Annotated in this window: 14 protein-coding genes; 11 read left to right on the forward strand and 3 right to left on the reverse strand. The window is 43.2% G+C overall.

Annotated elements, in window-relative coordinates; all coding sequences use genetic code 11:
• The 5 genes from larC to secF form a co-directional block, all read left to right on the forward strand.
• A partial coding sequence (larC, locus tag ACZ25G_RS00490) for a nickel insertion protein (RefSeq protein ID WP_463681160.1) occupies positions 1 to 258 on the forward strand: 258 nt, incomplete at its 5' end.
• Positions 259 to 359: 101 nt separating this feature from the next.
• The gene (locus ACZ25G_RS00495; protein ID WP_463681161.1) at positions 360 to 1,676 is read left to right on the forward strand and encodes an aspartate aminotransferase type Ic; all 1,317 of its coding nucleotides are present in this window, start codon (positions 360 to 362) and stop codon (positions 1,674 to 1,676) included.
• Positions 1,677 to 1,935: 259 nt separating this feature from the next.
• Entirely contained in the window at positions 1,936 to 3,369 is a 1,434-nt protein-coding gene (gene purB, locus ACZ25G_RS00500; RefSeq protein WP_191482993.1) for an adenylosuccinate lyase, read from the forward strand.
• Between the two features lie 254 nt (positions 3,370 to 3,623).
• Positions 3,624 to 5,015 (forward strand): preprotein translocase subunit SecD, encoded by a 1,392-nt coding sequence (locus ACZ25G_RS00505; protein ID WP_463681162.1) that lies wholly within the window; start codon positions 3,624 to 3,626, stop codon positions 5,013 to 5,015.
• Positions 5,015 to 5,950, forward strand: coding sequence for a protein translocase subunit SecF (gene secF / locus ACZ25G_RS00510; protein WP_191482995.1), 936 nt, complete (start codon positions 5,015 to 5,017; stop codon positions 5,948 to 5,950). Before ACZ25G_RS00505 ends, secF begins: the two co-directional genes overlap by 1 nt.
• Before the next feature lie 56 nt (positions 5,951 to 6,006).
• Here the strand turns inward: secF and ACZ25G_RS00515 are convergent, their stop codons facing one another.
• Positions 6,007 to 6,261 carry a hypothetical protein gene (locus ACZ25G_RS00515; protein ID WP_191482996.1) on the reverse strand — a complete coding sequence of 85 codons (255 nt, stop codon included), beginning with the start codon at positions 6,259 to 6,261 and terminating at the stop codon, positions 6,007 to 6,009.
• Between the two features lie 106 nt (positions 6,262 to 6,367).
• On the opposite strand from ACZ25G_RS00515, the gene ACZ25G_RS00520 reads away from it, so the two are divergent.
• From ACZ25G_RS00520 to nrdR, 3 genes are all read left to right on the forward strand, one after another.
• The gene (locus ACZ25G_RS00520) at positions 6,368 to 7,147 is read left to right on the forward strand and encodes a sugar phosphate isomerase/epimerase family protein (protein WP_463681163.1); all 780 of its coding nucleotides are present in this window, start codon (positions 6,368 to 6,370) and stop codon (positions 7,145 to 7,147) included.
• Between the two features lie 201 nt (positions 7,148 to 7,348).
• A complete protein-coding gene (locus ACZ25G_RS00525) occupies positions 7,349 to 7,585 on the forward strand; it encodes a DUF6514 family protein (RefSeq protein ID WP_191482998.1) in 237 nt (78 codons plus the stop codon).
• Positions 7,586 to 7,688: 103 nt separating this feature from the next.
• Complete coding sequence (gene nrdR, locus ACZ25G_RS00530) at positions 7,689 to 8,144, forward strand: transcriptional regulator NrdR (RefSeq protein ID WP_191483007.1); 456 nt, start codon at positions 7,689 to 7,691, stop codon at positions 8,142 to 8,144.
• 32 nt (positions 8,145 to 8,176) lie between these two features.
• Here nrdR and ACZ25G_RS00535 read toward each other — a convergent pair whose 3' ends face one another.
• Both ACZ25G_RS00535 and ACZ25G_RS00540 read right to left on the reverse strand, forming a co-directional pair.
• Positions 8,177 to 8,557 carry a DUF4363 family protein gene (locus ACZ25G_RS00535; protein WP_191482999.1) on the reverse strand — a complete coding sequence of 127 codons (381 nt, stop codon included), beginning with the start codon at positions 8,555 to 8,557 and terminating at the stop codon, positions 8,177 to 8,179.
• Between the two features lies 1 nt (position 8,558).
• Complete coding sequence (locus ACZ25G_RS00540; protein ID WP_191483000.1) at positions 8,559 to 9,239, reverse strand: DUF421 domain-containing protein; 681 nt, start codon at positions 9,237 to 9,239, stop codon at positions 8,559 to 8,561.
• 202 nt (positions 9,240 to 9,441) lie between these two features.
• Between ACZ25G_RS00540 and ACZ25G_RS00545 the strand changes: the two genes are divergently transcribed.
• The 3 genes from ACZ25G_RS00545 to ACZ25G_RS00555 are packed head-to-tail and all read left to right on the forward strand — an operon-like array spanning position 9,442 to position 13,274.
• On the forward strand, positions 9,442 to 11,007 hold the full coding sequence (locus ACZ25G_RS00545) for a spore germination protein (RefSeq protein ID WP_463681164.1): 1,566 nt from the start codon (positions 9,442 to 9,444) through the stop codon (positions 11,005 to 11,007).
• Between the two features lie 15 nt (positions 11,008 to 11,022).
• Positions 11,023 to 12,141, forward strand: coding sequence for a GerAB/ArcD/ProY family transporter (locus ACZ25G_RS00550; protein WP_463681165.1), 1,119 nt, complete (start codon positions 11,023 to 11,025; stop codon positions 12,139 to 12,141).
• Entirely contained in the window at positions 12,138 to 13,274 is a 1,137-nt protein-coding gene (locus ACZ25G_RS00555) for a Ger(x)C family spore germination protein (RefSeq protein ID WP_463681166.1), read from the forward strand. The genes ACZ25G_RS00550 and ACZ25G_RS00555 overlap by 4 nt, the downstream gene beginning before the upstream one ends.
• The last annotated feature ends 135 nt before the right edge of the window (positions 13,275 to 13,409 follow it).

Here is a 13,409-nt window from a genome sequence, read left to right on the forward strand (position 1 = left end):
CGTGAAGATTGTATTCGGGAAATATTCAAAAATACAAGTGCAATCGGTTTGCGGCATCAAACTCAAAAACGCACGAAAATGAAGAGAGAGTTGCATGATGTAGAAACAAAATTAGGTAAAATCACAATAAAACGCTGCGAATTTGGAGAAATTCATAAAAACTCAGTGGAATATGAGAGGGCAAAAGAGTTGGCTGATGCAAAAAATATATCGCTGGAAGAGGTATATCGAGTGGCAGAATCAGAAATGCAAGCATAAAATATGCAAGAAATAAAAAATATACTTGCAAAATTCTGTGTTCTGTATTAATATATGGAGGTAAGGAAAAAAGCAGTTATCACCGAAGTGGGAGGAACACGATGTCAGCCTATAGTTTTTTGTCAAAAGATGAGCTTGAAAAACTAAAAAATGAGCTCCAGGAAAAATATGCTGCCTATCAGGCCATGAATCTGAAATTGGATATGTCTCGAGGTAAACCAGGCAGTGATCAGCTGGATCTTTGCATGGATATGTTGGATATTCTCAACAGTAAGTCCTCAATGAATGCGTCAAATGGTATGGACTGCCGCAACTATGGTATGCTGGATGGCCTGCCGGAGACAAAAGCGCTGTTTGCGGAGTTGTTGGGGGTAGATTCAGAAGAGGTCATTGTGGGAGGAAATTCCAGTTTGAGCCTGATGTATGATATGGTGTCTCGTTCTATGTCCCATCCCACTGTGCCGGGTATGAAACCGTGGGGTAAATGTGATAAAGTAAAGTTTTTGTGCCCTGCCCCTGGATACGATCGTCACTTTGCCATAACTGAGTTTTTTGGCGTGGAGATGATTACGGTTCCCATGACTCCGGAAGGTCCCGACATGGATATGGTGGAGGACTTGGTCAACAATGACGAATCAGTGAAGGGTATTTGGTGTGTTCCCAAATATTCCAATCCCCAAGGTTATACCTACTCTGATGAAACAGTCCGCCGTTTTGCAGCACTAAAACCTGCTGCCAAGGATTTCCGTATCTTCTGGGACAATGCCTATTGTGTCCATGACCTTTCTGATCAAGGAGATCATCTCCTCAATATTATGGAGGAATGTAAAAAGCTGGGCAGTGAGGATATGGTATATATTTTCGCTTCCACTTCAAAAATTAGCTTTTCTGGATCAGGTATTGCGGTAATGGCCGCCTCTAAAAATAATATTGACCGCATTAAAAAGCAAATGTCCTTCCAGACTATCGGATATGACAAGATCAATATGCTGCGTCACTCTCTCTACTATAAGAATGGAGATGGAGTACGGGCTCATATGAAAAAGCACGCGGCCATTATTGCGCCTAAATTTCAGATGGTCGACACCATCCTGACGGAGCGTCTGGCAGGGAAGGGTATTGCAAAATGGACTAAACCCAAAGGTGGTTACTTTATTTCCTTGGATACTATGCCTGGATGTGCTAAAAAAGTGGTCGCCATGTGCAAAGAGGCCGGCGTAGTAATGACTCCGGCTGGCGCGACCTTCCCCTATGGTAAGGATCCTGAGGATCGCAATATCCGTATTGCGCCTACCTATCCTCCAATGGATGAATTGAAGACGGCGTCAGAACTGTTCTGCCTGTGCGTGGAGCTTGTTAGTGTAGAAAAACTGCTGGCTGAAAAATGCCAGGAAGAAAAAGTAAGAAAATTTGCCTAATTATTCGGCGTTTCTAGGGAGATGAGATCTCATCTCCCTTTTTCTTTTGCATAAATTGACATCCACTGGTTGATATTTCAGAATTGCCTAAGGTCGAACTCTGCCAGAGGGATACCCAATTCCGTAAAAAATAGAAAAATAACAAGGTTTACTGTTTGAACAGACAGTTGGGTGTGGTATAATAAACTTTACGGTATAAAACGGTGTGGTCTTGGGAGAGGACGCCGTTTAAGGTTTTGACTAAAAATGTGGAGGGATTATGTTGAATAACAGCTATGAAAGTCCGTTTTGCACCCGGTATGCTAGCCCGGAGATGCAGTTTTTATTTTCCGCAGACAAAAAGTTTACCACCTGGCGGAAGCTGTGGATTTCTTTGGCGAAAGCAGAAAAAGAGTTGGGGCTTCCCATTACACAGGAGCAAATCGACGAGCTTGTAGCTCACCAAGACGACATTAATTACGATGTTGCCAGGGAAAGGGAGAAGGCCTGCAGGCATGACGTTATGTCACATGTCTACGCCTACGGGGTACAATGCCCCAAGGCAGAACCGATCATCCACTTAGGCGCTACCTCCTGCTATGTAGGAGACAACACCGATGTGATCATTCTGCGGGACGCGCTGCATCTGGTGGAGAAAAAACTTGCCAATGTAATTGCATTGCTTGCCGACTTCGCAAAACAGTATAAGGATATGCCGGCCCTTGCCTATACTCATCTTCAGCCGGCTCAGTTGACTACCGTAGGTAAGAGAGCTACCCTTTGGATGAATGAGCTGCTCATGGATCTAAAAGAGGTTGAGTATCGCGTTTCTACTTTGCAGATGTTGGGTTCTAAAGGAACCACCGGTACCCAGGCAAGTTTTGTGGAGCTGTTTGAAGGTGACGATGAGAAGATCAAAGCGCTGGAGCAGAAAATTGCGGCAGATTTTGGATTTGATAGTGTTGTCCCGGTTTCTGGACAGACCTATTCCCGCAAAGTAGATGCCAATGTTTTAGCTACACTATCTGGAATTGCCCAGTCCTGTAGCAAGTTTGCAAATGATCTGCGCATCCTTCAAAACTTTAAAGAAATGGAAGAGCCCTTTGAGAAAAATCAGATCGGATCATCCGCCATGCCTTACAAGCGCAATCCCATGCGCAGCGAGCGGATTTGTGCTTTGGCCCGTTACGTCATGGTAGACAGCCTCAATCCGGCCCTTACCTCTTCGGTTCAGTGGTTTGAGAGAACACTGGATGATTCTGCCAATAAGCGGATTGCTGTGGCAGAGGCATTTCTGGGTGTAGATGCAATTTTGAATATTATGATCAATGTATGCGATGGTTTGGTCGTATATCCTAAGGTTATTTATCAGCGCGTGATGAAGGAACTTCCTTTCATGGCTACAGAGAATATTATGATGAGCGCTGTGAAAAAAGGCGGTGACCGGCAGCAGCTTCATGAAAAGCTGCGGGTTCATTCTATTGCGGCGGCCAAGGTGGTCAAAGAAGAGGGCGGTGAAAACGACCTCATCGACAGAATCTGTGCTGATCCCGATTTTCAGTTAAAAAAGGAAGAGATAGAAGCGATTTTGGAGCCGAAAAATTTCACAGGAAGGGCTGCCAAACAGGTTGATGAGTTCATTGAAAATGAAATTAATCCTGTGCTTTCTCGTTACCAAGATGTTCTGGGGGAAAAAGTCAGTCTTTCCGTCTAAAAATTGGGTGTAAATTTTGGCTTTCACGTTATCGGCCAAAAGTCTGATTTGTTTGACTTTTATATTGCGAAACGATATAATAAGTTCCATCAGTGTTTAAACATAAGAATTTGTTATTTTCTCATAAAGTTGTGGGAACTGAACTTGAAAAAGCTTTCCTCTTTGGGAGAAAGTTACAAATTTTGCATAGGACGGGCTCCGTAGTGTGGAGTGGTCCCGGTGTTTAGACGAGAGTAAATTTGGAGGAAAGGTACATGAAAAGAGTTGGAAAACCAGTATTTTTCATTGTCCTGGTGCTGATTATTGCTCTGACCTATACCGCTTTTTTCGGAGTTTATACCTATAATGGTGACATCCGGAGTACGGTGATTAAGGGAGCAGAGGACATCCGTTGGGGTATTGATATCCGCGGTGGTGTCGATGTAACCTTCAGCCCACCAGAGGGATATGATGCTACAGATGATGAAATGGCTGCGGCTGAATCTGTAATCCAGGTTCGTCTTGTGTCACAGAATATCACCGACAGCGAAGTTTACACCGATTACAACAAGGACAGAATTATTGTCCGTTTCCCGTGGAGGGCGGACGAGACAAACTTCGATCCTCAGGAAGCGATTGCCGAGCTAGGAGAGACTGCTCTGCTTACCTTCCGCGAGGGTGTGGAGACGGATGACAGCGGCAAGCCAACTGGTGTTACTGCAGAGAATATCATCCTTTCAGGCTCCGATGTCAAACATGCAGAGCCAATGGTTTTAACAGAAACAAACGAATACGTGGTTTCTTTGGAACTAGAGGACAGCGGAAAGGAAAAATTTGCAGAAGCGACTACACGGCTTGCTGGTAATGGCGTCATCTCCATCTGGATGGATGATACTTTGATTTCTTACCCCGAGGTCAATGAGGCCATTACTGATGGTCAAGCCATGATTTCTGGCGGTTTTACAGCTGAAACTGCAAAAGATCTGGCAGATAGAATTAATTCTGGTGCGCTGCCCTTCCAACTGGAGACTGTGAACTATAACACTATTAATCCGACCTTGGGCCTTGGCGCAAAAGATGCTATGGTACTGGCTGGTTTCATTGCATTTGCGCTAGTCTCCTTATTCCTTATCATCGTTTATCGGTTGCCTGGCGTGGTTGCAATGATCGCGCTGGCTGGTCAGATGGCTTGTAGTATTGCTGCGGTTACCGGCTATTTCTCCTTTATCCCAAGCTTTACATTAACCCTCCCCGGTATTGCTGGTATTATTCTTTCCATTGGTGTTGGTGTAGACGCTAACGTTATCACATCAGAACGTATTAAAGAGGAAATTCGTACAGGTAAGAGTTTAGATGGCTGTATTGATTTGGGATTCTCCCGAGCTTTCTCAGCAATTTTTGACGGAAATATCACCGTGATATTTGTCGCGGTTATTCTTATGGGTGCCTTTGGACCTCCGTCCAGTTTGTTTGCGACTATTCTGTCTCCGCTGTTCCAATTCTTTGGTCAGTCCACGGCGGGTGCAGTTTATTCTTTCGGCTACACCCTCTTGGTAGGTATTTTCCTAAACTTTATATTTGGTGTTACAGCGTCTCGATTGATGCTAAAGTCGCTGTCTAGATTTAAACCATTAAGAAAAGCTTGGTTGTATGGAGGTAAAAAATAATGAAACCTGATTTTGTTTCTAAAAATAAAATCTTCTACACATTGAGCATTTCCCTGATGGTGCTGACGGTGATTTTCACTTTTCTGTTTGGACTCAATCTGGATATTCAGTTCAAAGGTGGTTCGATTATCTCCTATTCTTATAGTGGGGAGCTAAACACCGATGATGTTCAGGCTGTAGCAGAAAACACGTTGGGCGAGCAAGTTGCAGTACAGGGAAAGACGGATGTGGCTACCGGCAATTCTGCAATTGATATTTCTCTTGGAGCAGAGCGTGGCCTGTCTTTGGATGAGATTGACGGATTGACAGCGGCGCTTCAAGAAGCTTATCCGGACAATTCTATTTCCATGACGGATTCCAATAACGTGGATCCGACGATTGGACGGGAGTTTTTTGCAAAATGCATGGTTGCAGTTGCATTTGCCGTAGTGCTCATGATCATTTTTATTGCTTTTCGCTTTAGAAAAATCGGTGGTTTGTCAGCAGGCGTTATGTGTATGCTGGCACTTCTCCACGACATGATTATGGTGTATGCCACCTTTGTTGTGTGTCGTTTCCCCATCAATGAAAACTTTATTGTTGCTATTTTGACGATTCTTGGCTATTCGATTAACAACACCATCGTGGTATATGACCGGATTCGTGAGAATAAACGTCTCAGCGGCAGTAAGATGAGTATTCGTGAGTTGGTCAACTTGAGTATAGGACAATCTGTGACTCGCGCGGTTAATACCACTGTAGCGACAGTGATCGCGTTGTCGGTTATCTGCGTTGTTGCCCTAATCTATAGTGTTGAATCCATTATGTCTTTTGCGTTCCCCATGATGATTGGTATGATCTCAGGTGTTTACACCTCCTTGTTTATTGCACCTACCCTGTGGGTGGTTTGGCAGGAGCACAAGCTTAAGAAGAAAACTCAGGTCGAAGCTGCATAATACTCACATATAATAAAAGGCATGGCCATTGGCCATGCCTTTTATTATATGTATTTTTATATGGGATGGAATTTTTGAAAAATATCAATAAGGATAGAGGCGATCAAAGAGGATAGAAAACAGGGATAGGCTGTTTGACTGAGGGCACGTATTAAGTTGAGAGTTTGTAGCATATCTGGTACAATAGGAAGTAAATAAAAAATGATTAAAGCCATGGCATATAAGCCGCAACCGAGGACAGTCCCCATAATCAGGAGCTGTAGTGAAAACTCACTGATGCGGTCTAGGCTTTTAAAAAAACTCAATTTCATGGGATCAACTCCTATTGACTTATGGTATCATAATAATAGAGTATAAACAATAAAGAAATTTTTCCAGAATCATGGATATAAATAGAAGAAAGAGATGAGGTGTCAGATGAAAGCTGGAGTATCGACAGCGTGCTTATATCCAATGCAGACAGAAGAGGCTTTAGAGACGCTGGCTAAGATGGGGATTAAAACCTTGGAAATATTTTTTAATGCGCCTTCAGAGTTGTCAAAACCCTTTTTAAGAAATTTGAGAGAAATAAAGGAGGCGTACGATTGTCAGGTTATATCTGTACATCCCTTTCTCTCGGGCTACGAGCCATTTTTATTTTTTACAGACTATGAACGCCGGTTTCATGATGGAATAGAAATGTATCGTCCTATTTTTTCGGCCGCAGCTTTCCTCGGCGCTTCTTATGTGGTATTCCATGGGAATTATCGAGACAGTGGATTTGAAAATGCTCGTTATTTTGAGAGGTATTATCGGCTCTATGAGGCGGGAAAAAAATTTGGAGTGTGTTTATGTCAGGAAAATGTGGAGAGATGTAAAAGTGCGACTCCGGATTTCATAAAAGATATGTCCCGCGCTTTAGGGAAAGATGCTAAATTTGTTCTGGATGTGAAGCAAGCAATTCGAGCCAAAATTGATCCCCTCGAGATGGCCAAGGCAATGGGGAGTGGGTTGAGCCACATCCACATCAGTGATTCTACAGCTGAATATGATTGTTTGCCTATTGGAATGGGGAATGTCGATTTCTCTGAATTGATAAAGATACTGCATGGCTTTGACTATCATGGCGCTCTCATTTTAGAGTTGTATCGTCATAATTTCCAAAAAACTACAGATCTTTATGAATCATACATGAATTTGAACAACTTGTTGCCATAAATTTATACATGTGATTTGCTCTTATAATTCGACAAACAACCGACAACTTTCATAAACATGTGGAAATAAATCTCAGATAATTGTGAAATTACGGGTATATTTAGTCGAAATTTCTGAAATCTTTGTCTTTTCTTATGGTTTTCCTCGGAGTATAATTATCCTGTTAGTAAATGATACAACAGAAATAATGGGGGAGACACAATGAATGGCAAGAAAGAAATTCGCAATTATGTATATGAATTGACCGTCGAGCCAATAGAGAAAAATGGAAAAAAGATGAATATCTATGGCATCCGTCTGAATGGTGAGTACGAGAATACACAAGTACAAGATATTTCATGCAATCAGAGTGTGGTGGAGAAGTTGGTCTCTATGTGTAATCAGTATCAAGTGTCTCCATGTCACTTGATGGATGTAATCTATGATTTTCTTCCATAATTGTGAGCCGCTTTAAAAATAAGGAGCGAGTTTTAATTTTACTTGTTACTTTGCTGGGATTATGGTACAATAGATCTAATGTATGAGTAATGAGGTGATTGACTTGAAATGTCCCTTCTGCGGTTTTCCTGAGAGTAAAGTGGTCGATTCTCGGCCCTCCGAAGAAGGAACCAAAATCAGGCGGAGACGTGAATGCTTGAGTTGCTCCAAACGTTTTACTACCTATGAAACAATGGAAACACTTCCTTTTATGGTGATTAAGAAGGATAAATCCAGAGAAGTTTTTGACAAAACCAAGTTGCTCAATGGGCTGCTGAGGGCGTGTGAAAAACGTCCTGTGTCGATTGAGACCCTAGAACAGGTTGTCAATGATATCGAATCTTCCTTGCTCAATTCCTTGGAGAGGGAGGTTTCAACAGTAAAAATTGGGGAGCTTGTTTTAGAGCATTTGAGAAAAATTGATGAAGTCGCCTATGTGCGTTTTGCATCTGTTTACAGACAGTTTGCTGATGTTGAATCCTTTATGGAAGAACTGAAACGATTGCGTGAACGAAAATAACCGCCCCTTGGGGCGGTTATTTCTTTATTTTACTATAGGATATTTTTCCAATGAGGTTGTTCTGAACTTCGCATATGCTCAATGAGGACCACTGCTTGCTTTACCTCAGCTAGATATTCTGCAGTTTCTCCGTTTTCAATGAGAGGTGAAAGCCGGGAAGTGACGATGGTGACCTCATTAAGCTCATTATGGTGGATGAAGGTGACCAGGTACTTTTCGCTCTCCTGCCACTTTTCGAAGACCTCTTGAGATTTTTTCGATGCAGCTTCCTTGTTTCCTTCAACTCCATAGAGATAGCATTCCTGTAACATCACGCTAATTTCATCATGAATACTGTCTAGGTACCATAAACTGGCTCCGGAGAGCACAGCCAAGATAGTAATAATTCCTAGGGAAAGCAACATTCGCTTCATCTTATCCCTCCTTCTTAATCAGGTGGTAGGCGCCACTGCGATCTGCTGTAATAAGAAAAGTATCTTTTAGGGTAACATTGGCAGTGTCAAGAATGCCTTGCAGCCATTTTTCGTCCTTTTGCAGATATTCCAGTGACTGGTGGCTAAGAATTCCATCGCTGACTACGACAACAGGTGGGACGTTGTCATTGACGGAGGGCTGAGGGATCTGCATAACTTTAGGAGTAACGGTGCGCGCGTCAAAGTTCTGATAGACGCTGAGGCTACCAGTAGTTTCAATGATGGCAAAGGCTACGTCACTGATGTCAAAGATATCCTTGCTGCGCAATTGACCCATCAGATCATCGATAGAAAGCCGGAGGTTTTTCATCTCTTGCTGATCGATGACGCCATCGCGGATAATAACACGAGGCGATCCAGAGACAATTTTTCGTGCCCTTTGGCTTTTGAGGGTGATAAAGGAGACCAATACTTCAAAACTAACTAGTAGGAGAATGGGGACCACACCGCCAATAAGGGGAATATTAATGTCTTCCAATGGAAGAGTCGCTACGTTGGAAATTAGAATAGTGACGACAAACTCGGAGGGTTGAAGCTCTGCCAACTGACGTTTTCCCATGACCCTGAGGCTAAAGACAATCAAAAGATAAAGTATGATGGTGCGTATAAAAATGATGGACATGCGACACCCACCCTCCTATGTTTTATCTCTGGTTATTATTTGACTAGGGATTCTTTTTATTCCTATGGATAGCAGGGAGGATACACAGCGAGCATCTTTTAGAATAGGTTTAATTTTAGTAAAAATGGTAATCCTACAAGAAGTGGATAGAAGTACCAATATAATGGCGTCAGATCTGGCGCTAAAGGGCAGGTGTCGTCAGATGTTTGATTTTATCAAACGGCAGTATTATTTTAGGAAAAACGAAAAAGAATTTCGAAGGGAACGCAAAAATAATGAAGGTTCTCAAGAGCCGAGGGAAAATGGTGCATTATCCCAACACCTGGTAACTTCTCTGGATGATAATATGGTGAAGATCAGACAGTTGTACTCTAATTCTTCTGACTTTGTCGCCAATGAGATGACAGTATCTGGAATTCGGATCCAGATCCTCATCTGTGAAGGGATGGTTAATACCCAGACTATGGCAGAAATGTTGATTGAGCCCCTTTATCAATTGAACCTCTTTGAAGACTCCACACCCCAGGGACTGCAAAACTGGCTGCGTAATGACTGCATTCTCGCCAATGACCAGCAGGAATTTCGCACCTATGGAGAACTATTTCGCTTTATGATGTCAGGTTTTGCCATTGTACTAGTGGATGGCATTGATGTAGGGCTGGCGCTGGGCTTACAGGGATTTCAGTTTCGATCAGTTTCTGAACCGTCAGCAGAAGTTAATGTTCGCGGCTCCCGAGAGGGATTCATCGAAATTCTGCGTATTAATCTGACCATGGTCCGGCGACGTATCAAATCGCCTAATCTGAAATTCGAGATGATGACATTAGGAAGCAAAAGCCAAACGGACATCTGTCTTGTATACCTGACAGATAAGGTTTCCGATGAAATTTTACATTCGGTCAAAAGACGTTTAGGATCCATTCGATTGGACGTCATTTTGGAGTCAGGATATTTGCAGCCATTTTTAGATGACCGACCGTTATCTATTTTTTCCCAGGTAGGTCATACAGAGAGGCCGGATACCCTTTGCGCCAAAATCAATGAGGGAAGAATCGGAATTTTAGTGGACGGAACTCCATTTGCTCTTGTAGTACCCTATTTTTTCGCCGAGAACTTTCAAAGCTTTGATGATTACTGCCACCGCGCTTTCTATGCCACATTTATTCGTTGGCTCAAATATATTTCCTTTTTCTCTACAATCCTGCTACCGGGGATTTATGTAGCGATTGCCACCTTCCATCCGGAGCTTTTTCCCTATGAATTGCTTTTTAACATAGCGTCTTCAGAAGAAGCAACCCCTTTTCCCTTGGTGGTTGAAGCCATTATTATCTTTATTATTTATGAGATCATGCGAGAGGCGGGACTGCGGCTTCCCAGGCCTATCGGTCATGCAGTTAGTATAGTGGGAGCGTTGGTTATCGGTGATGCGGCTGTAACGGCGGGAATCATAGGTGCTCCCATGGTCATGGTAGTGGCCCTGACCGCCATTAGCTCATTTGTTGTTCCCTCTCTATATGAACCGGTTACCATCCTACGCTTTTCTTTTATCGTTATTGGCGGCGCGTTGGGACTATATGGGATTACTTTAGCAGGAGCCTTAGTGCTTTCTAATATTTGCGCCATTAATGCTTATGGTATCCCGTTTACAGCACCGATTACACCGTTTAACCTTTTTGATATGCGGGATGTAGTAGTCCGCAAAAGCTGGCAAAGTTTACAAAAAGAGCAGGTCAATATCCAGTCTTATCCCGGGTCGGAAATAAAGTAAGCAGGGGGCTTGGAGATGTCCAAACGTAGGGTCAAAATGTATCAAGTGGTTTTACTGCTTTTTCTTAGCAGAGCCTTCACCATCATCTCTTATAATTCAAAGCAGGGCAGTTCTTTTGGAGCAACAACTGCTCTGATAGGAGTGTTGTTGGGCTTTGCCTTGATGCTTCTGATCTTCCTTCCGGGATACTATTTTATTCGGAGGGATAGCCTACAGGGGGAAATGTCTGACCTCTCAATGTGCGCGGCTAAAGCGGTGGGAAAGGGGGCTGCTGTGGTAGATGTTTTTTATTTTCTTTTTTTTGCGGCCGTTGCAGGATATACAGTAGCCAATTTTGAGCTGTTCATTACAACTGCCATCTATCCCCAAGCATCTCATTTTTTGGTTGTGTTCCTCCTTATTCTAGCGGCTTGCTATGGCGTCTTTATGGGCATTGAATCCCTTTCTAGGACCGCTATTATTGTTTTTGCTGTCTTTCTCATTTCTATGGGATTTATTATTTTTTCTTTGCTGCCACAAATGGATTGGGTAAATCTCAAGATGCCTTTCTGGTCTGGACTGCAGGAGGGGACAACAGCACTATTCGGTGGAATGATGGACAGCGTGGGACAAAGTATGGAACTGGCGGCACTGTTTTTCCTGATGCCCCATATTATTGGAAAGATCGGAAAAGGCATGGTGGCGTGGGACGCTATGTTTACAGCCCAGCTTATTTTGGTCTCAGTGTTTATAGTAGGTGTTTTGGGACAGTTGGGGATTACCCAGCCTTTTCCCTTCTATACTTTGGCGTCGGTAGCAGAGGTATCCATATTTCAGCGCCTTGATGCTTTGCATGTATCAATCTGGGTACTAATGGGATATATAAAAACGGCGTTGTTTATTTTCGTGTCCGCCAAATCCCTTTCCCATTTGTTGCCTGAAAGAGGACGTAAGTTTACCCCTTTTATCGCCACGGGAGCATCATTAGTGGTGGCCCTTCTTTTGTCTGACAATATCCAGAATTTAAACCTGGCAAGTGCAGTAATTGGTACAGGTATTCCAGTAGCAGTGGCAGTACTCGTCATTCCGGGAGGATTATTCCTAATTGATCTCATACGCAATAGAAAAGCTAAAAAGGGGGAGGCACGCCGATGAAAAAAATAAAAATCATAGGATGTCTCATTGCAGCGGCGTTACTTTTAGGCGGCTGCATCCCGTCTAAAGAACTAAATCAAAAATTGATTGTCCAAGCCATTGGAATCGATTTGCAGGACAATGAATATATAGTGACATTGCAGGTCTATTTTCCTCAGGGTGGGGGAGGGCAGAGCTTTGTCGATATGTCCAAGCCCAACAATCAGATTGTGCAGGGACGGGGAGAAACAATCTCCCAAGCAGTGCAGGACGCAGAGATGTCACAGGGAAAAGAGACCTTTTTTGGACATAATGAGCTGATCATTGTGGGGAAGTCCTTAGCAGAAGGCGGGCTTTTCCCCATTTCTAGCTTTCTCAATTCTTTTAATGAACTCCGCCCCAATATTCATATGCTGGTGGCAGAGGATACAGCTGAGGAAATCGTACGGGCACAGATTGAGGGAAGCATTTTGCCAGCCCATGTGCTGGGAAAGGCAGTATCTTCAGGGGAGGATACTGGATTTGTAACACAATGCACGCTGATTGATGTGATGAAGTCCCTCAAGGGAGATGGGAGCCAAATTTATGCACCGATTGTTGGAATCAAGAAGGATGAAGATGACAAAATCCAGGCAACCTTTGAAGAAACAGCAGTGTTTCAGGAGGGCAGATTCATCGGTGGTCTTGACCAAAACCATACCCGGGGACTGCTGTGGATCAATGATCAAATTGTAAGGGCAAATATATTGGTCGAGGATGAGAGCTATGGAAAGCTGTCGGTACAGATTACTCGAGGAACTACCCGGAGAAAAACTAAACTGGAAGATGGACAAATCATCATGGAAATTTGTGTTGCCACTAAAGGAATCATCAATGAACGGGTCAGTGGGGATATATCACCGGTGCAGAATGAAGATATAGATAGGATCGAAAAGCAGCTGGCAAACACGATTCAACAAGAAATGGAAGAGACATTGGAGATCGGGCTTTCGCAGTATCAAAGTGATATTTTCAACTTTGCTGCTGATATCAGTAAATATCAGCCTCAGTTTTATATTACGCATCAAGAAAATTGGTCAGAGACATTGCCAGAAATCAACTGTAGAATATCGGTAGACTGTAACATTAACCGGTTAGAGATTGAGACAAAATAGGAGGCAGGCTGTCCCTAATCATAAGGGGAACAGCCTGCCTCCTATTTCATTATGCTTTAGCAAAGAAGCCCCAGCGGTAAGTCGCTGGGGCTTCAAAAACCGCCGGCTATGCCGGTGGGAGTTTAGAGCTTAAGC

The organism is Zongyangia sp., assembly GCF_965361945.1.

Excerpts from the sequence above, each read along its gene's own strand:
- ACZ25G_RS00495 (WP_463681161.1), top strand. The coding sequence starts at position 360 with ATGTCAGCCTATAGTTTTTTGTCAAAAGATGAGCTTGAAAAACTAAAA.
- purB (WP_191482993.1), top strand. The coding sequence starts at position 1,936 with ATGTTGAATAACAGCTATGAAAGTCCGTTTTGCACCCGGTATGCTAGC.
- ACZ25G_RS00505 (WP_463681162.1), top strand. The coding sequence starts at position 3,624 with ATGAAAAGAGTTGGAAAACCAGTATTTTTCATTGTCCTGGTGCTGATT.
- secF (WP_191482995.1), top strand. The coding sequence starts at position 5,015 with ATGAAACCTGATTTTGTTTCTAAAAATAAAATCTTCTACACATTGAGC.
- ACZ25G_RS00515 (WP_191482996.1), bottom strand. The coding sequence starts at position 6,261 with ATGAAATTGAGTTTTTTTAAAAGCCTAGACCGCATCAGTGAGTTTTCA.
- ACZ25G_RS00520 (WP_463681163.1), top strand. The coding sequence starts at position 6,368 with ATGAAAGCTGGAGTATCGACAGCGTGCTTATATCCAATGCAGACAGAA.
- ACZ25G_RS00525 (WP_191482998.1), top strand. The coding sequence starts at position 7,349 with ATGAATGGCAAGAAAGAAATTCGCAATTATGTATATGAATTGACCGTC.
- ACZ25G_RS00535 (WP_191482999.1), bottom strand. The coding sequence starts at position 8,557 with ATGAAGCGAATGTTGCTTTCCCTAGGAATTATTACTATCTTGGCTGTG.
- ACZ25G_RS00540 (WP_191483000.1), bottom strand. The coding sequence starts at position 9,239 with ATGTCCATCATTTTTATACGCACCATCATACTTTATCTTTTGATTGTC.
- ACZ25G_RS00545 (WP_463681164.1), top strand. The coding sequence starts at position 9,442 with ATGTTTGATTTTATCAAACGGCAGTATTATTTTAGGAAAAACGAAAAA.
- ACZ25G_RS00550 (WP_463681165.1), top strand. The coding sequence starts at position 11,023 with ATGTCCAAACGTAGGGTCAAAATGTATCAAGTGGTTTTACTGCTTTTT.
- ACZ25G_RS00555 (WP_463681166.1), top strand. The coding sequence starts at position 12,138 with ATGAAAAAAATAAAAATCATAGGATGTCTCATTGCAGCGGCGTTACTT.